Source organism: Saccharothrix sp. NPDC042600 (genome assembly GCF_040647305.1).
GTDB classification, from domain to species: Bacteria; Actinomycetota; Actinomycetes; order Mycobacteriales; family Pseudonocardiaceae; genus Actinosynnema; species Actinosynnema mutabilis.
Genome location: NZ_JBEZBW010000020.1, coordinates 29,005 through 46,427 on the forward strand (window position 1 = coordinate 29,005; position 17,423 = coordinate 46,427).

The 17,423-nt window shown below is 71.8% G+C and carries 15 protein-coding genes and 1 riboswitch; of the genes, 6 read left to right on the top strand and 9 right to left on the bottom strand.

All coding sequences use genetic code 11. From position 1 onward, the window contains the following. Positions 1-371: 371 nt before the first annotated feature. Positions 372-674 carry a DUF1905 domain-containing protein gene (locus AB0A74_RS15675; RefSeq protein ID WP_358249878.1) on the bottom strand — a complete coding sequence of 101 codons (303 nt, stop codon included), beginning with the start codon at positions 672-674 and terminating at the stop codon, positions 372-374. Positions 675-783: 109 nt separating this feature from the next. Here AB0A74_RS15675 and AB0A74_RS15680 point away from each other — a divergent pair, with 109 nt between their 5' ends. Next, complete coding sequence (locus AB0A74_RS15680) at positions 784-1,530, top strand: hypothetical protein (RefSeq protein WP_358249880.1); 747 nt, start codon at positions 784-786, stop codon at positions 1,528-1,530. Here AB0A74_RS15680 and AB0A74_RS15685 read toward each other — a convergent pair. After that, entirely contained in the window at positions 1,527-2,084 is a 558-nt protein-coding gene (locus tag AB0A74_RS15685; RefSeq protein ID WP_358249882.1) for a TetR/AcrR family transcriptional regulator, read from the bottom strand. The genes AB0A74_RS15680 and AB0A74_RS15685 overlap by 4 nt on opposite strands. 120 nt (positions 2,085-2,204) lie before the next feature. Here AB0A74_RS15685 and AB0A74_RS15690 point away from each other — a divergent pair, with 120 nt between their 5' ends. Further along, positions 2,205-3,047 carry an alpha/beta hydrolase gene (locus AB0A74_RS15690; RefSeq protein ID WP_358249883.1) on the top strand — a complete coding sequence of 281 codons (843 nt, stop codon included), beginning with the start codon at positions 2,205-2,207 and terminating at the stop codon, positions 3,045-3,047. Positions 3,048-3,101: 54 nt separating this feature from the next. On the opposite strand, the gene AB0A74_RS15695 is transcribed toward AB0A74_RS15690, so the two are convergent. Continuing rightward, positions 3,102-4,259, bottom strand: coding sequence for an aminotransferase class I/II-fold pyridoxal phosphate-dependent enzyme (locus tag AB0A74_RS15695; RefSeq protein ID WP_358249885.1), 1,158 nt, complete (start codon positions 4,257-4,259; stop codon positions 3,102-3,104). Positions 4,260-4,332: 73 nt separating this feature from the next. Between AB0A74_RS15695 and AB0A74_RS15700 the strand changes: the two genes are divergently transcribed. From AB0A74_RS15700 to AB0A74_RS15710, 3 genes are all read left to right on the top strand, one after another. After that, positions 4,333-5,721, top strand: coding sequence for a PLP-dependent aminotransferase family protein (locus tag AB0A74_RS15700; protein WP_358249887.1), 1,389 nt, complete (start codon positions 4,333-4,335; stop codon positions 5,719-5,721). Positions 5,722-5,836: 115 nt separating this feature from the next. Continuing rightward, positions 5,837-6,340 (top strand): peptide-methionine (S)-S-oxide reductase MsrA, encoded by a 504-nt coding sequence (msrA, locus tag AB0A74_RS15705; RefSeq protein WP_358249889.1) that lies wholly within the window; start codon positions 5,837-5,839, stop codon positions 6,338-6,340. A 20-nt stretch (positions 6,341-6,360) separates the two neighbouring features. After that, the gene (locus AB0A74_RS15710; protein ID WP_358249890.1) at positions 6,361-6,864 is read left to right on the top strand and encodes a molybdenum cofactor biosysynthesis protein; all 504 of its coding nucleotides are present in this window, start codon (positions 6,361-6,363) and stop codon (positions 6,862-6,864) included. Here AB0A74_RS15710 and AB0A74_RS15715 read toward each other — a convergent pair. Then, positions 6,861-7,667, bottom strand: a complete 807-nt coding sequence (locus AB0A74_RS15715; RefSeq protein ID WP_358249892.1) for an alpha/beta fold hydrolase — start codon at positions 7,665-7,667, stop codon at positions 6,861-6,863. The two genes, AB0A74_RS15710 and AB0A74_RS15715, sit on opposite strands and share 4 nt — an antisense overlap. Before the next feature lie 86 nt (positions 7,668-7,753). On the opposite strand from AB0A74_RS15715, the gene AB0A74_RS15720 reads away from it, so the two are divergent. Continuing rightward, positions 7,754-9,097, top strand: coding sequence for a hypothetical protein (locus tag AB0A74_RS15720; RefSeq protein WP_358249893.1), 1,344 nt, complete (start codon positions 7,754-7,756; stop codon positions 9,095-9,097). A 47-nt stretch (positions 9,098-9,144) separates the two neighbouring features. On the opposite strand, the gene metH is transcribed toward AB0A74_RS15720, so the two are convergent. The 5 genes from metH to AB0A74_RS15745 form a co-directional block, all read right to left on the bottom strand. Next, complete coding sequence (gene metH, locus AB0A74_RS15725; RefSeq protein WP_358249895.1) at positions 9,145-12,759, bottom strand: methionine synthase; 3,615 nt, start codon at positions 12,757-12,759, stop codon at positions 9,145-9,147. Between the two features lie 23 nt (positions 12,760-12,782). Next, positions 12,783-12,861, bottom strand: a riboswitch (S-adenosyl-L-homocysteine riboswitch). 304 nt (positions 12,862-13,165) lie between these two features. Then, positions 13,166-14,338: a Gfo/Idh/MocA family oxidoreductase gene (locus AB0A74_RS15730; protein WP_358249896.1), complete on the bottom strand. Its 1,173-nt coding sequence runs from the start codon at positions 14,336-14,338 to the stop codon at positions 13,166-13,168. Positions 14,339-14,342: 4 nt separating this feature from the next. After that, the gene (locus tag AB0A74_RS15735; protein WP_358249898.1) at positions 14,343-15,170 is read right to left on the bottom strand and encodes a carbohydrate ABC transporter permease; all 828 of its coding nucleotides are present in this window, start codon (positions 15,168-15,170) and stop codon (positions 14,343-14,345) included. Continuing rightward, positions 15,163-16,125 carry a sugar ABC transporter permease gene (locus AB0A74_RS15740; protein WP_358249900.1) on the bottom strand — a complete coding sequence of 321 codons (963 nt, stop codon included), beginning with the start codon at positions 16,123-16,125 and terminating at the stop codon, positions 15,163-15,165. The genes AB0A74_RS15735 and AB0A74_RS15740 overlap by 8 nt, the downstream gene beginning before the upstream one ends. Then, entirely contained in the window at positions 16,122-17,381 is a 1,260-nt protein-coding gene (locus tag AB0A74_RS15745) for a sugar ABC transporter substrate-binding protein (protein ID WP_358249901.1), read from the bottom strand. The genes AB0A74_RS15740 and AB0A74_RS15745 overlap by 4 nt, the downstream gene beginning before the upstream one ends. Positions 17,382-17,423 lie beyond the last annotated feature (42 nt).

Genomic DNA, 17,423 nt, shown 5'->3' on the forward strand with positions numbered 1-17,423 from the left:
CCCCGCAGTCATGCGGCGTCGTTGGAGATCACCCGAACGAACACCGCTTTGGCTGCCCGCGACCCCACGGTTGGACTATTTCCCGCGCCCGACCTCCTCGACGACTGGCCGGCCACGCCGCCGATCGTTAGAGGCATGCCTCCCCCGGCATGGCAGGGGTGCCTGTAGGACTGCCGCGACGGTGTCCGCCAGGAGCTACTGCTTGAGCAGTTGCGGAACCCCCACGGCTGCAGAGCTACCGAGGGCGACCGGACTGACGGCAAGACCCCCGCGCCGGCGACGGCGGCACATTGCGCGTAGCGGGCCGCCCCTTCGCCGCCGGCGTCGGAGTGCGCACCGACGGTCACGCCGGCGTCCAGCGCGGTCAGCGGTCAGAGGTCGAGCAGTTCCACGGTCACCGTCGCCACGTCGCCCACCTCCAACGACTCCGCCTTGCGCACCGCCCGCTTGACCGGCAGCACGTAACACCCCCGGGCGCTGTCCGGGAAGATCGACGTGGACCACGACGTGCCGCCCACCGTGACCCGCACGCGCACCGAACCGAACCCGCGGCGCGCGCCGCCGGCCAGCTCGCGGATGTCCTCCGAGGACTCCGCGGGCAGGCTCACGAACACCCAGCTGTCGTCGCGGCGGGCGTCCCAGATCCACAGTTCGGCGTCGAAGTCGATGACCACAGCGCGAGGATCGCACGGACCACCGACAATTCCGCCGACGGGCGGGACGCCCCGGCAGCGCTTACGGTGACTGTCCACGCTGGACGATGCATCGGGAAGCGGGTGACCGGTGGACGCCTCACGCTGGGTACGGGTCGTGGCCGTGGTGTCGGCGCTCGCGCTGGCCGGGTGCGGCGGCGGTGAGGAGAGCACCGCCCCGTCGGTCACCGGCGACCCGCCGCGGCCGACGACGTCCGCGGCGCCCACCGCCGACCCCGCGACCACCGCCCTGGCCCAGGCCGCCGTGCTCACCCCGAACGACCTCGGCGGGCCGTGGGCGGTCTTCCGGCCCGAGACGGCGGCCGAGGCGCTGACCGAGGGCGACTGCGGCTACGACACGCAGTACGCCAAGCTGCCGCTGTCCGCCCGCCACGTCGGCCCGCAGCTGCAGCGCGGCGACGCGAAGTGGTACGTCTCCTCGACCTCCGCCGTGTTCCCCGACGAGAGCGGGGCGAAGGAGTGGGTGGAGACGCGCAAGTCCGGCGCGTACGTCGAGTGCCGCCGCGCGGCGCTGGAGAAGGAGCAGAAGGACGCCGGTGACCAGCGGTTGTCGATGAAGACCGCCGAGACCTCCGGGCCGGGCCTCGGGGAGAACGGCTACGAGGGGTACGTCCGCTACCAGCTGCACGCCGACACCGGCGACGGGCCGCAACCGGCCAACGGCTCGTTCAGCCGCCACACCTACCGCGTCGGGCGGACCGTGATCTCCGTGTCGGTGGACGTCGTGAGCAGCGAGAACGACCCGCCGGACCTGCCCGACAAGGTCGCCGAGGAGGTCAAGAAGGGCTTGGCCGCCGCCTTCGCGCGGGTCCGCTAGCCCAGCAGCAGTTCGGGCAGCCGGGCCAGGGCGCGGCGGAACGGGGCGCCGTCGTCGAACAGCCGCCCGTAGACCAGGCCGCCCTCGGCCCAGGCGAAGGCGTCCTCGGCCGCCGCGCGCGCGTCCTCGGGTGACCGGCCGCCCCGGCGGGCCACGTCGGCCATCGCGGAGATCCACACCTCGGCGACCTGCGCCGCACGCCGCCGCACGCCCTCGGGTGCGCCGCTGAGCGGCAGGGTGTCCAGCACGCACGACAGCAGCCCGCCGCCGTAGAACGCGCTGATCCGCTCCGCCGTGCGCATGATGCCCGTGCGCGGGTCGGGGTCGGTGCGCATCGGTTCCAGCAGCTCGTGGAACAGCCGCTCCACGCGCCCCATCACGGCCTCGGCCATCTGCGCCTTGCCGTCGGGGAACCGGTGGTAGAGCGACGCGCGCTTGAGCCCGGTGGACTCGGCGAGCGCGCCCAAGGATGCGCCCTCGTAGCCGGTCGTGCGGAACACCTCCGCGAGCCGGTCGTACAACTCGTCGTCCTGCACCGACGGTGGACGCGCCATACCACATGTTTACCGAACGAACGGTCAAGACGCAAGGTAGCCTTGCCCACATTGCTTTACCGATCGTTCGGTAATAACTTCGACCACGTCACCGAGCAAGCCCCGAGGAAGGAACCGGACATGCCGTACATCAAGGTCGGGCAGGAGAACACCGCCGACATCAACCTCCACTACACCGACCGCGGCGCCGGGCAGCCGGTCGTGCTGATCCACGGCTACCCGTTGTCCGGCGCGTCCTGGGAGAAGCAGGAGCAGGCCCTGCTGGAGGCCGGCCACCGCGTCATCACCTACGACCGCCGCGGCTTCGGCCAGTCCAGCCAGCCCAGCACCGGCTACGACTACGACACCTTCGCCGACGACCTGCACCAGGTCCTGACCACGCTGGAGCTGACCGACGTCGTCCTGGTCGGCTTCTCCATGGGCACCGGCGAGGTCGGCCGCTACCTGGCCCGCCACGGCTCGGCGCGGGTGGCCAAGGCCGCGTTCCTGGCGTCCCTGGAGCCCTACCTGCTCAAGACCGACGACAACCCGACCGGGGTGGACGGCTCGGTGTTCGCGGGCATCGAGGCCGCCGCCAAGTCCGACCGCTACGCCTGGTTCGACCAGTTCTACGCCGACTTCTACAACCTCGACGAGAACCTGGGCACGCGGATCAGCGAGGCGGCCGTGCGCACCAGCTACGCGATCGCGGCCGGCGCGGGCGCGAAGGCGTCGTGGGCCGTGGTGCAGTCCTGGCTGACCGACTTCCGGGCCGACATCCCGAAGATCGAGGAGAGCGGCGTGCCGACGCTGATCGTCCACGGCACCGGCGACCGCATCCTCCCGGTCGACGCCTCCGGCCGCGAGTTCGCCAAGCGGCTGCCGAACGCGCAGTACATCGAGATCGAGGGCGCGCCGCACGGCTTCCTGTGGACCCACGGCGACGAGATCGCCCAGATCCTGGTGAAGTTCCTGGCCGCCTGAGCCGGACCCCACGCGCTCCGCACGGGTGCCTCCCGGGCGGAGCGCGGGGCCGTCCTACGCGGTGAGGGCCCGGGCGATGTCGTCCCACAGGTCGTCGGGGTCCTCGATGCCGACCGAGAGCCGGATCGTCCCGCCGGAGATGCCCGCCGCGTTCAACTCCTCCTCGGTGAGCTGGCGGTGGGACGTGCTGGCCGGGTGCAGCACGAGCGTCTCCGTGCCGCCCAGCGACGGGGCCAGGTGCACCAGGTCGAGCGCCTTGACGAACCGCCGGCCCGCCTCCGCGTCGGCCAGGTCGAACGAGAACGCGCTGCCGAACCCGTCCAGCAGCTTGGCCGCCACGTCGTGGCCGGGGTGAGTGGGCAGGCCCGGCCAGTGGACGGCCCGCACGGACGGGTGCCCGACCAGGCGGTGGGCCAGGACCGCGGCGTTCTCCTCGTGCCGGCGCATCCGCAGCGCCAGGGTGCGCAGGCCGCGCAGCGTGAGCCAGGCCGCGAACGGGTCCGGGGTCACGCCCAGCTCGACGCCGTGCTGCCAGACGTGGCGGTGGCGCTCGGCGTCGGCGAACACCGCCACGCCCCCGGTGACGTCGCTGTGGCCGCCCAGGTACTTCGTGGTCGAGTGCACGACGACGTCCGCACCGTGCTCGATCGGCCGGCACAGCAGCGGCGTGGCGAAGGTGTTGTCCACGACCACCAGCGCGTCGCCGGACGCCGCCGACAGCGCCGCCAGGTCGCTGACGTGGCCGGTCGGGTTGGAGATCGTCTCCAGGTAGAGGGCCCGGGTCGTGGGGCGCAGCGCGGCGCGGACCTCGGCGGGGTCGTGGCCGCCGACGAAGGTCAGCTCGATCCCCCAGCGGGCCGCCAGGTCGTGCAGGAGGGCGTGGGTGCCGCCGTAGAGGGAGCGCTGGGCGATCACGTGGTCGCCGGCGGAGAGGGTGGCGAGCAGGACCGCGTTGATCGCGCCCATGCCGGAGGACGTGGCCAGCGCGGCGGCGCCGCCTTCCAGGTCGGCCAGGGCGTTCTCCAGGGTGCGGACGGTCGGGTTGCCCAGGCGGGTGTAGACGAAGGCCCCGTCCGGGCGGTTCATCGCGTCGGCGAAGGTGTCCGGGTCGCTGAACGCGAAGCCGGAGGTCTGGTGCAGCGGCACGGCCAGCGGGCGGCTGCCGGTCAGGTCGGGGACGGCCGGGTGGACGAGTCGGGTGTCTGGGCGCATGGGATCGATCTTGGGCGCGGGATTGGTCCGTGCCGAGAGCCAATTCGACTAGATTGGTCTGCTTGTGAGGCCAATGGCGGTGGACGAGCTGGTCGGCGCGCTCGGACGGTGGTCCGCCGGGCGCGGGTCGCTGTACCTGTTGCTGGCGTCGAGGTTGCGCGAGCTGATCGACGAGGGCCGGGTGCCCGGCGGCACGCTGCTCCCGCCGGACCGGGTGCTGGCCGCCGGGCTGGCGGTCGGGCGCACCACCGTCGTGGCCGCGTACGACCTGTTGCGCCAGGAGGGTCGGCTGGTCCGGCGGCGCGGCAGCGGGACGTGGGTGCCGCAGGCCGGGCCGTCGCCCGCGCGGGCGGAGACGGCGAACCCGATGTTCCTGAACCTGCTGGAGCCGCCCGACGGTGTCCTCCAGTTCGCGTGCGCCGGGCCGTTGAGCCCGCCGGCGTCGGTCGTCGAGGCGCACCGGCGAGCGCTGTCCCGCCTGCCCGACGACATGGGCTACCACCCGTTGGGCCTGCCGGCGCTGCGAGCGGCTCTGGCCGCGCACTACACCTCATCGGGTACACCCACTTCACCCGATGAGGTGCTGGTGACCACCGGTGGTCAGCAGGCATTGGCGTTGATCACCCGGGCGTTGGTCGCGCCGGGCGACGAGGTGCTGGTGGAGGCGCCGACGTACCCCGGTGCCCTGGACCTGTTCCGCGAGGCCGCCGCCGTGCTCCGGCACGCGCCGCCCGGCGGGTTGGCCGACGCGCTGGCGGGGGTGCGCCCGGCGTTGGTGTACGCGGTGCCGACGTGCCACAACCCGACCGGGTCGTCGCTGAGCCCGTTGGGGCGGCGGCGGTTGGTGCGGGTGGCCGGTGAGGTGCCGTTGGTGTTCGACGACGCGTTGGCGCACCTGGATTTCACCGCGCCCGCTCCCCCGGCGGCGCCGTCGGTGATCACGGTGGGGTCGTTGAGCAAGATCGTGTGGGGCGGGATGCGGGTGGGGTGGGTGCGGGCCCCGCGGGCGGTGGTGGCGCGGTTGGCGCGGTTCAAGGCCGTGCACGACCTGGGCAGCGCGGTGGTGGAGCAGCTCGCGGCGGTCGAGTTGATGCGTGATTTCGAGGCCGTGCGGGGCGAGCGGGTGGCGTTCCTGCGGGCGAGCCACGATCACCTATGCGGGTTGCTGCGCTCGGAGTTGCCGGAGTGGGAGTTCACGGCGGCGACGGGCGGGCAGACGTTGTGGGTGCGGTTGCCGGGCGCCGATGCCGCCGCTTACGCGCAGGTCGCGTTGCGGCACGGGGTGGCGGTGCTGCCGGGAGGCGCGCTGGACCCGTCCGGCGGGAGCACGGACCGGCTGCGCCTGCCGTTCGTCGCCCAGCCGGAGGTGATCACGCGGGCGGTGACCGGGTTGGCGGCGGCGTGGCGTCGCTTCGCGACCGAACCGGCGGGTCCGCCGGTCGTGCCGACCATCGCCGTGTGATCGGTGGCGGCGGCGGCGCACCCGCGCGGGTGAGATCACAGCGGTGTCGGGATTGGTGGGGGACGTGAGAGCGTTCACCTGGACAGGTATCGGATTCGAGGAGCGGAGCGACCACATGGCCACTGTCACCGAGAAGGCCGTCCTCGCGGGCGGGTGCTTCTGGGGCATGCAAGACCTGTTCCGCCGCCACCCCGGCGTCTTGTCCACCCGGGTGGGCTACACCGGCGGGGACGTCCCCAACGCCACCTACCGCAACCACGGCACGCACGCCGAGGCGATCGAGATCGTCTACGACCCCGCGCAGCTGAGCTACCGGCAGATCCTGGAGTTCTTCTTCCAGATCCACGACCCGACGACCCGCAACCGCCAGGGCAACGACATCGGCACCAGCTACCGCTCGGCCGTCTTCTACGACGGCGACGAGCAGAAGCGGGTGGCCGAGGCGACCATCGCCGACGTCGACGCCTCCGGGAAGTGGCCCGGCAAGGTCGTCACCGAGGTCGCCCAGCTGGGCGACTTCTGGGAGGCCGAGCCCGAGCACCAGGACTACCTGGAGCGCTACCCGAACGGGTACACCTGCCACTACGTGCGCCCGGACTGGCAGCTCGGCGAGCGGTGAGCACGCCGGTCGAGCGAGCGGTGAGCACGCCGGTCGAGGTGGTGGCGCTGCACGTGTCGAGCGTGCACGCCTACGAGGGCAGGCCCGCCGACGGCCCCCGCCCGGACCCCGCGCCCGTCGCCCGCGACCACGTCGTGGTCCGGGCGGGCCTGGGCCTGCTCGGCGACCGGTACTTCAACCACCCCGCCCACCGCGACGCGGCCGTCACGGTCTTCGCGGTCGAGGCCCTGGACGCGCTCGGCGACGGCCTGGACCCGCTGCTGGTCCGCCGCAACGTCGTCCTGCGCGGCTTCGACGTCAACGGCCTCGCCCGGGGCGCGGAGTTCAGCCTCGACTCGGGCGACGGCCCGGTCCGCTTCCGGACCCACCGGCCGGCCAACCCGTGCGGGTGGCTGGACGCGGTCCTGGGCGCGGGCACGATGAAGGGCCTGCGCGGCAAGGGCGGCATGCGGTGCGTGCCGCTGGACGACGGCGTGCTCCGGCTGGGTCCGGCGACCCTGACGGTCCGGCTCGACAACGGCTAGTCCCGCAACGGTTGGTCCCGCAACGGGTGGCGGGCCAGGAAGTCGAGGACGGCCGGGGTCGCCCGGTCGCGGAACTCCTCGAAGTAGGCGTGCCGGGCACCCTCGAAGATCACCAGTTCCGCCCCCGGGATGCGCGTGGCCAGGCGTTTCGCGTTGTCCACGGGGGTGAACAGGTCGTCCGACCCGTGCAGCACCAGGGTCGGCGCGGTGATCCCCGCCAGCTCGTCCCACGCGTCGTGCGCGTCACTGGCCCGCTTGTGGCCGCGCCGCGCCGCCAGGGACATCCCGGGGTCGCCGAGCACGTGGTACGGCCCGGTGTGCCGCCGCACGTACTCCGGCGTGAACATCAGCCCCAGCAACGCCTCCCGCGCCTGCCGCTTGGACAGCGCCAGCGGGCGCACCACCTCCGGGTCCGCGAGCAGCGCGCCGGCGCCGCCCGGCGACGTGCAGCCGATCACCAGCGCCCCCACCCGGTCGGGGTGGTCCAGGGCCAGCCGTTGCGCGACCCGCCCGCCCATCGACGTGCCGTAGACGTGCGCGCGGGCGATCCCGAGCTCGTCCAGCACGGCGACGACGTCCGCGGCGAACCGGTCGACGGCGTACCGGCCGTCGGCGGGCTCGTCGCTCTCCCCCGTGCCCACGGTGTCCGGCGCGACCGTGCGGTGGACGGCGGCGAAGTCGGCGCGGACCGGGTCCCACCAGTGCCGCGAGTTCGCCTGCCCGGCCAGCAGCCCCAGGGGCTCGCCCGAACCCGCCACGTCGAACCCGATGGCGGTGCCGTCCGCGGCGGCGGTGTGCGGCATGTCCCTCTCCCCGGTCGGCCACGTAGGTTGATCAAGACTACTGGGGTGTCCGGCTCGCGCCGGACTGGTTCATGGGAGAGGTCTCCTTGCGTAAAGCGCACTCGGGCGCGGCGGTCGTCGCCGTCGCGCTCCTCCCGCTGGTGGCCGCGCCGGTCCAGGCGGCCGAGGCCAACGTGGTCGTCGACTTCGGATCGGTCGTCCGACCGGTGCCGCGGGACGCCTTCAGCGCCGACATCACCGGGTACGGCTACGGCCGGTACATCACCAACGACCAGCAGCACCGGGACATGCTCGCCGGGCGGTTCGGGTCGTTGCGCATGGAACTGCGCTACACCACGCCCGGTGACCCGCGCAGCGCGATCGTCGCCGGCGGCGCGGGCGCGGAGACCGCGGTGACCGGGGACGCCTGGGTGTCGGCGATCAAGTCGCTCGGGGCCGAGCCGGTGGTGATCGTGCCGGAGGACGCCGTGGACGCCGCCAACCTGGTGCGGCACTTCAACCTCGGCGGGAACCGCGTCGGGCGGTGGATCGTCGGCAACGAGCCCAACACCAAGCCCGACGGGTCCGCCGCCGCGTACGGGGCGCGTTTCAACGCCGCGTACGACGCCATGAAGGCGGTCGATCCGGCCATCAGCGTCGGCGGGCCGGCCGTGGGCGACCCGAACATGGCCTACCTCCGGGACTTCCTCGCCGTCAGCGGCACGCGCACGGACTTCGTCGACTTCCACAAGTACGGCGCGGGCGAGAAAGCCGTGTGCGACAGCCAGTTGCTCGCCGACACCGTGCAGTGGACCACCGACGTGGAGGCGGTCCGGGCGATCATCGCCGAGGTCGTGCCGGCGCGGGCCGGGGCGATCGGCATCCAGGTCGGCGAGACCAACTCCGACTGGGGCGTGCACCCCGACCCGGCCGGGTGCCAGAACATCGGCGCGGAGGCCGTGCAGTACCGCAACGCGGCGATCTGGTGGAGCGCCAGCGTGTTCGGCCGGCTCGCGGCGGCGGGGGCCCGGGGGTACGCCTACGGCGACAAGAACGGCGCGTTGGGCCTGCTCTACGACCAGCCCAACGCCAACGGCGCGGGCGTGAACGAGCGGATGCCGCTCTACCAGGGCATCGGGTTCTTCACCGGCCAGCAGGGCACGCAGCTCGCGCACTTCGGCGCGAACCTGGTCCGCTCCTCGACCACGCTGGACGGGGTCGAGGTGTTCGCCTCCGCCGACCCGAAGGTCGTGGTGCTGGTCAACAAGGGGATGGTGGCGCGCGACGCGGTGATCTCCGTCGGCGCGGGCGCCTCCGCCCGCGTGCACCAGAAGGACGGCGGCACGGTCAGCTACGCCAAGCCCACCGACCTCGGGTCGCGGCCCGTGGTGGGCGGCGCGGTCGCCGTGACGCTGCCCGGACCGTCGGTCACGCAGGTGGTCGTGGGCTGAGGCCCGGCGGGTGGTGGGGCGTCCGGGAGCCCCACCACCCCGGCGGGTCACTCCACGTCGTAGGCGAGGTTGGGGCGCAGCCAGCGCTCCACCTCGGCCACCGGCACGCCGCTGCGGGCCGCGTAGTCCTGCACCTGGTCGCGGCCGATGCGCCCGACGGTGAAGTAGCGGGCGGCCGGGTTGGCGAAGATCAGGCCGCTGACCGCCGCCGCCGGGGTCATCGCGAACGACCCGGTCAGGCCCAGGCCGACCGACTCGGCGTCGAGCAGGGCGAACAGGGCCTGCTTCTGGCTGTGGTCCGGGCACGCCGGGTACCCCATCGCGGGCCGGATGCCGCGGAACTTCTCGGCGTGCAGGTCCTCCAGCACCGGCGTCGAACCGGGCTCGAACCACGCCTGCCGCGCCTTGAGGTGGATGTGCTCGGCGAACGCCTCGGCCAGGCGGTCGGCCAGCGTCTTGACCATGATGGCCCGGTAGTCGTCGTGCTCGGCCTCGTAGCGGGCGGCCAGGTCCTCGGCGCCGTGGATGGCCACGGCGAACGCGCCCAGGTGGTCGCCTTCGGGCGCGACGTAGTCGGCCAGGCTGCGGTTGGGGCGGCTGTCGGGCTTCGCGGTCTGCTGGCGCAGCATCGGGAAGCGCACCTCGCCGCCGTCGGTGGACAGCACCAGGTCGTCGCCGGTGGACGCGGCCGGCCAGAAGCCCAGCACGCCGCGGGCCTGGAACGACCCGTTCGCCACGATCTCGTCGAGCAGGGCGTTGGCGTCGGCGAACAGGTCGCGGGCCACCGGGTTGTCCAGGACGGCCGGGTACTTGCCCTTGACCTCCCAGGCCAGGAAGAAGAACTGCCAGTCGATCATCTCGCGCAGCTCGGCCAGCGTCGGCTCGACCACCCGCAGGCCGGTGAACTCCGGGGTGGGCAGGTCCTCGAACGGCACCTGCTCGCGGTTGGCCCGCGCCTGCTCCAGGGTCAGCAGGGCGACCCGCTTGCGGTCCTCGTGCTGCCGCCGCAGCCGTTCCTGCTCGGCGCGGTTGCGCTCGTCCAGGCCCTCGACGCGGTCGGGGTCGAGCAGCTCGGACACCACGCCCACCACGCGCGAGGCGTCGGCGACGTGCACGGTGGTGCCCTCGAACGCGGGCGCGATGCGCACGGCCGTGTGCTGGCGGGAGGTGGTCGCGCCGCCGATGAGCAGCGGCAGCTTCACGCCCCGGCGCTGCATGTCCGAGGCGACCGTGACCATCTCGTCCAGCGACGGCGTGATCAGGCCGGACAGGCCGATCGCGGACGCGCCCTCGGCGATCGCGGTGTCGATGATGACCGAGGACGGGACCATCACGCCCAAGTCGATCACCTCGTAGTTGTTGCAGCCCAGCACGACGCCGACGATGTTCTTGCCGATGTCGTGGACGTCGCCCTTCACCGTGGCCAGCACGATCTTGCCGGGGCCGCCGGAGGTGTCGACGCGGCCCTCGGCGCGGGCCTTCTCCTTCTCCGCCTCCATGAACGGCTCCAGGTAGGCCACCGAGCGCTTCATCACGCGGGCGCTCTTGACCACCTGCGGCAGGAACATCTTGCCCGAGCCGAACAGGTCGCCGACGATCTTCATGCCGTCCATCAGCGGACCCTCGATGACCTCCAGGGGCCGCTTGGCCTGCTGCCGGGCCTCCTCGGTGTCCTCCTCGATGAAGTCCACGATGCCGTGCACGAGCGCGTGCGCGAGCCGCTCGGCGACGGGGGCCTCGCGCCAGGACAGGTCGGCGACCCGCTTCGTGCCGCTGCCCTTGACCGTCTCGGCGTGCGCGACCAGCCGGTCGGTGGCGTCGGGGCGGCGGTTGAACAGCACGTCCTCGACCAGTTCGAGCAGGTCGGCCGGGATGTCCTCGTAGACGGCGAGCTGACCGGCGTTGACGATGCCCATGTCCAGGCCGGCGCGCACCGCGTGGAACAGGAACGCCGAGTGCATCGCCTCGCGGATGACGTCGTTGCCGCGGAAGGAGAACGACAGGTTCGAGATGCCGCCGCTGGTGCGGGCGCCCGGGCAGCGCTGCTTGATCAGCGGCAGGGCGTCGATGAACGCCTTGGCGTACTCGTCGTGCTCGGCGATGCCGGTCGCGACGGCCAGCACGTTCGGGTCGAAGATGATGTCCTGCGGCGGGAACCCGACCTCGTTGACGAGCAGGTCGTAGGCCCGGCCGCAGATCTCGACCTTGCGGGCGGCGGTGTCGGCCTGGCCCAGCTCGTCGAACGCCATCACGACCACGCCCGCGCCGTAGGCCCGGATCGCGCGCGCCTGCTCCAGGAACGGGCCTTCGCCCTCCTTGAGGCTGATGGAGTTGACCACGCCCTTGCCCTGCACGCACTTCAGGCCGGCTTCGAGCACGCTCCACCGCGAGCTGTCCACCATGATCGGCACGCGCGCGATCTCCGGCTCGGTGGCGATGAGGTTGAGGAAGGTGGTCATCGCCTCCTCGGAGTCGAGGAGGTCGGCGTCCATGTTGACGTCGAGCAGGTTCGCGCCGCCGCGCACCTGCTCCAGCGCCACGTCCACCGCGCCCTGGTGGTCGCCGGACTCGATCAGCCGGCGGAACTTCTTGGAACCGGTGACGTTCGTGCGCTCGCCGATCATGACGAACCCGGTGTCCGCGCCGATCGCGAATGGCTCCAGGCCGCTGAACGCGGTGAGCGGCGCGTCGGTGACCGGCTTGCGGCCGGGGCGCAGGTCCCTGACCGACTCGGCGATGCGCGCGATGTGGGCGGGGGTGGTGCCGCAACAGCCGCCGACCAGGTTCACGATGCCGGAGCCGGCGAACTCCCGCAGCAGGCTCGCGGTCTGGTCCGGGGTCTCGTCGTAGCCGCCGAACGCGTTGGGCAGACCCGCGTTGGGGTGCGCCGCGGTGTACGCGCCGGCGATCCGGGACAGCTCGGCGACGTGCGGACGCATCTCCGCCGCGCCCAGCGAGCAGTTGACGCCCACCACCAGCGGCTCGGCGTGCTCGACCGACCGCCAGAACGCCTCGACGGTCTGGCCGGACAGCGTGCGGCCGGACAGGTCCACGATGGTGACCGAGATCCACAGCGGTAGCTGCGGCGCGACCTCGCGGGCGGCGGCGATGGCGGCCTTGGCGTTGAGCGTGTCGAAGATCGTCTCGACCAGCAGCAGGTCCACGCCGCCTTCGGCCAGCGCCGCGATCTGCTCCGCGTAGGAGGCCTTGACCTGGTCGAACGTGACGGCGCGGTAGGCGGGGTCCTCGACGCGGGGCGAGAGGGAGAGGGTGACGTTGAGCGGGCCGACCGAGCCGGCGACGAACTTGCCGCCCGCCTCGTCGGCGGCCTGGCGGGCCAGGCGCGCGCCCTGGACGTTCATCTCGCGGACCAGGTGCTCCAGGCCGTAGTCGGCCTGGCCGATGCCGGTGGCGGTGAAGGTGTTGGTGGTGGTGATGTCCGCGCCGGCCGCGAGGTACTGGCGGTGGACGTCGAGGATGACGTCCGGGCGGGTGAGGTTGAGCAGGTCGGGGTCGCCGGTGACGTCCTTGGGGTGGGCGTCCGCGATGAGGTCGCCCCGGTAGTCGGCCGGCCCGAGCCCGGCGGCCTGGAGCATGGTGCCCCACGCGCCGTCCAGCACCGCGACCTTCCGGTCCAGCAGCTCCCGCAGTGCCTCGGACATCCGCACTCCTCCCATGGTGTGTCACATGGAAGGCGCCCTTGCGGTGGTCGGACCTGGCCGAGCGTGGCGGACGTGGCGTCCGTTGCAGCGCCTCTCGGCCAGTGGTCGCGAGCTTAGCAAAAGATCACCCGTGAGCGGTGCTCACCACCCGTCGTTCCAGGTGGATGCGAGGCTCCTACCAGCGGGAACACGGCGAGGTGACACACTGTTGGGGATCTCACGATGTGGACGGCTGGTGGGCGCGCGGTGGGGCGACGGTTCCACTGGCTGGTCGACGCGGGCGGTCGTCGCGGAGTTGGTGGCGATCGGTCAAGGGCGGCGGCGCGCGGTGGAGGTCCGGCCGATCGGGGGACGGTCGGCCGGACCCGGTGGTTCGGGCCTGCCGCCGACAGGCCAGAACCGGGTCTCAGGAGCGTTGCCCGGCGTCGTAGTAGGCCACCAGGTCCGCCGGCAGGGCGGGGACGTCGATCGGCACGCCGCCCGAGCGCAGGGACTCCGTGGCCGCGTACCCGGTCGCCACCGCCTCCCGCGCCGCCACCGGGGACGTCAGCGTGGTCCCTCCCGAACGGACGAAGGCCAGGAACTCCGCCACGATCCGGGGGTCCGCCCCGCCGTGCCCGCCCTCGGCCTCCGGGATGCGGACCGTCACGTCCGGCTCCCCGTGGCCGCGGTGGCGGCGGTTCCAGACGTGGATCTTCGCGCCCGGCGTGTCGCCGATGTTCTCCAGCCTGCCCTCGGTGCCGATCACCGTGTAGTTCCGCCAGTAGTCCGGCGCGAAGTGGCACTGTTGGTAGGTCGCCAGCACCCCGTTGTCCAGGGCCATGTTGACCATCGACAGGTCCTCCACGTCCACCACCGGGTTCAGGCCGGTCTGCGCCAGCGGCGGCCAGTTCGTGCGGTACTCCTCCCAGTCGTGGCCGGTCTTGTACTCCGGGGTGGTCAGGCGGTCCGCCACCCGGCCGTACACCGAGAGCGCGCCCATCGCGTTGACGCGCCTGGTGTAGCCGCCCGCCAGCCAGTGGATCACGTCCAGGTCGTGCGCGCCCTTCTGCAGCAGCAGGCCGGTGCCCTTGGCGCGTTCCGCGTGCCAGTCCTTGAAGTAGTAGTCACCGCCGTGGCCCACGAAGTGGCGGCACCAGACCGCCCGCACCTCGCCGATCGCCCCGTCCAGCACCAGGTTCCGCATGGTCTGGACGACGGCCATGTGGCGCATGTTGTGTCCGATGTAGACCTTCACGCCGGAGGCGCGGGCGCGGGACAGGATCAGGTCGGCGTCCGCGATCGTGATCGCCAGGGGTTTTTCCAGGTAGACCGGCACGCCCGCCTCGAACGCCGCCAACGCGTGCTCCACGTGCAGGTGGTCGGGGCTGAGCACGAACACCGCGTCCAGGTCCGCCTTCAGCAACTCCCCGGCGTCCGGGGTGGTGGACGCGCCGAAAGCCGACGCCGCCAGCTCGCGCCGCTCCGGGCGGGGGTCGGCCACCGCGACCACGGCGCTCCCCCGCCCCGGGCGGTGGGCGTGGGTGGTCAGAGGGGCGCGCAGGCCGTAGCCGATGACGCCGATCCGCAGGTCCGTCAACGCCTCATCCCTTCGAACCGGTGAACGCGATGCCCTCCAGCACGCGCCTCTGCATGACGATGAACACCACGATGACGGGCAGCGTCGCCAGCAGCGACCCGGCCATCAGCACCGGGTAGTCGGTGAAGTGCTCGCCCTTCAACGTGGCCAGGCCCGCCGACAACGTCATCTGCTCCGGGTCGTTGTTCACCACCAACGGCCACATCAGGTCGTTCCACGACCACAGCACCGTCAGGATGCCCAGCGCCACCAGGCCCGGCCGCGCCAGCGGCAGCATGATGTGCCAGTAGATCCGCAACGGGTTCGCCCCGTCCAGGCCCGCCGCCTCCTCCAGGTCCTTGGGCAGGGACAGGAAGAACTGGCGCAGCAGGAACGTCCCGAACGCGCTGAACACGCCCGGCACGATCAGCGCCTGCAACGAGTTCAGCCACCCCAGCTCCTGCATGATCTGGTACTGCGGGATCAGGAACAGCTGGCTGGGCACCATCAGCACCGACAGGAACAGCATGAAGATCGCGTCGCGCCCGGGGAACGCCAGCCGCGCGAACGCGTAGGCCGCCATCGAGCACAGCAGCAGCTGACCGGCCGTGCGCCCGGCGGTCATCAGCACCGTGTTCAGCAGTTGCTCGCCGAACGGGACGCTGTGGAACACCTTGGTGTAGTTCGACCAGTCCCACGTCTCCGGCAGGATCGTCGGCGGCACCCGCACGGACTCGCCGAACGACTTCACCGACGTCAGGAACTCCCACACCAGCGGCGCGACCATGACCAGCGCCCCGGCCACCAGCACCGCGTGCACCGGCCACGTCCGCCGCGCCACCCGCTCAGGCATAGTGCACCCACCTCTTCTGCGCCCGGAACTGCACGATCGTCAGCAGCAGGATCACCAGCAGCAGCACGAACGCGATGGCCGCCGCGTACCCCTTGTCGTTGTCCACGAACGCCCGCTCGAAGAACAGGAACACGATCGTCTGGTTTTCGTCGATGGCCGGGTTGCGCAGCGCGGCGCTGTTGGAGCCCAGCATCAGGTAGATGACGTCGAAGACCTGCAACGCGCCGATCGAGGTCAGCACGGTGACGAAGAACGCCGTGGGGCTGAGCATCGGCAGCGTGATGCTGAAGAACTGCCGCACCGGCCCGGCCCCGTCGAGTTCGGCGGCCTCGTAGAGGTCCTTCGGGATGCCCTTCAGTCCCGCCGCGAAGATCACCATGTTGTAGCCGACGGTCATCCAGATGCCCACGACCGCCGTGGCGTACAGGGCGAACCGGGGGTCGGCGACCCAGTGGTGGCCGTCGATGCCGACCAGCGACAGCAGGTGGTTGACCAGGCCGATGTCACCGTTGTAGAGCCACCGCCACACCATGCCGACCGCCGCCGGCATCGTCACCACGGGCAGGAAGTACAGCACCCGGTACACCGCCGCGCCCCGCAGCCCCGGCGTGTTGATCAGGGCCGCGAGCACCAGCGAGACGGGCACGCCGAGCAGCACCAGCGCCGCGTACAGCAGCGTGTTCTTCAGCGCCTTCAACACTTCCGGGTCGGAGACGAGCTTGACGTAGTTCTCCGCACCGATCCACGTGTGCCCGCCGAACGCGCCCCACTCGGTGAAGCTGTAGTACAGCGTCTGGAACACCGGCCAGATGTAGAACGCCAGCAGGCCCAGGCCGTTGGGCGCGATGAACGCGAAACCCCACAGCCACTCCCGGCGGCGCGGCCGCTTGCGCGCGGGTCGCCCCGCCGCCGCGCGGTGCGGCGCGGCGACGGGGACCTCCTCCAGGGTGGTCACTTCTCCTTGCCCAGTTCCTCGTCCACGGCCTTGGCCAGCTCCCTGGCCGCGTCGGCGACGTCCTTCTCCCCGGTCCACGCCTTGAGGAGCAGGTCCTCGGCGTGCTTGGTCCACGCGGAGGTGTTCTTGGAGCGCGGCAGCGGGACGGAGTCGGGGACCTGGTCGATGAACGCCCGGAGTTGGAACTGCGGGTGCGCCTTGACCCACGTGTCCTGGGTGCCCTGGTAGGCGGAGATCACCGCGCCGGCCTCGGCCTGGATCTGTTGCGCCTGCTTGCCGCTGGCGAACACGGCGAAGTCCGCGGCCTCCCGGGGGTTCTTGGACTTGGCGTAGGCGACGTTGGCCAGGCCGTGGATGACGACCGCCTGCTTCTTGCCCTTGGGCAGCGGGGCGACGTCCACCTTGCCGGTCAGGTCGGCGTTCTTGGCGAACCCGTTGGCCTCCCACGACCCGCCGTAGTACATGGCGACCTTGCCGGAGGAGAACAGCTGGGTCGGCTCGGTGTCCGACATCTGCTGGACGGTCGGCGAGGAGCCGGACTTGATGAGGTCCACCCAGAACTTCAGGCCCTCGACCGCCTCGGGGTCGCCGAAGCCGGACTTCCTGCCGTCGGGGGCGATGACCGTGCCGCCGGCCTGGAAGATCGTGTTGTAGTAGTTGGCCTGGGAGTCGGCGGGGGCGGCGATGCCGTACTGGCCCTTGGCGGGGTCGGTCAGCTTGGCCGCGGCGGCCTTGAGGTCGTCCCAGGTCCAGGTGGCGTCGGGGTGCTTGACGCCGGCGGCGTCGAAGAGCGCCTTGTTGTACCAGAGGCCGATGGTGTCGTAGTCCTTGGGCAGGCCGTACTTCTTGCCCTCGAACGTGTAGAGGTCCACCAGGGACTTCGGGTAGGCGGCGGTGTCCACGCCGGCGGCGGAGATCCGCTCGTCCAGCGGCTGGAGGACGCCCTGCGAGGCGTAGAGGCCGATGCGCGGGCCGTTCATCCAGAACACGTCGGGGGCGCTGCCGCCGGTGACCGCGGTCTGCAGCTTGGTCCAGTACTCCTTGTTGGCGGTGAGCTGGACCTTCACCGTGACGTTGGGGTGGGCCTTGGTGTACTCCTGCGCGATCTTCTCCATCGCGGGCTGCTGGTCCTTGTCCCAGATCGCGTAGGTCAGGGTGACCGGACCGCCGTCCGAACCCGCTCCGCCGCCACCGCAGGCCGCGGCGCTCACCGCGACCGCAGTCGCGGCGAGCACCTTCCACCACCGGTTGATCATGTGCACTCTCCTCGCGCCAAGGGGGGTGCGCGACGCTGTCGC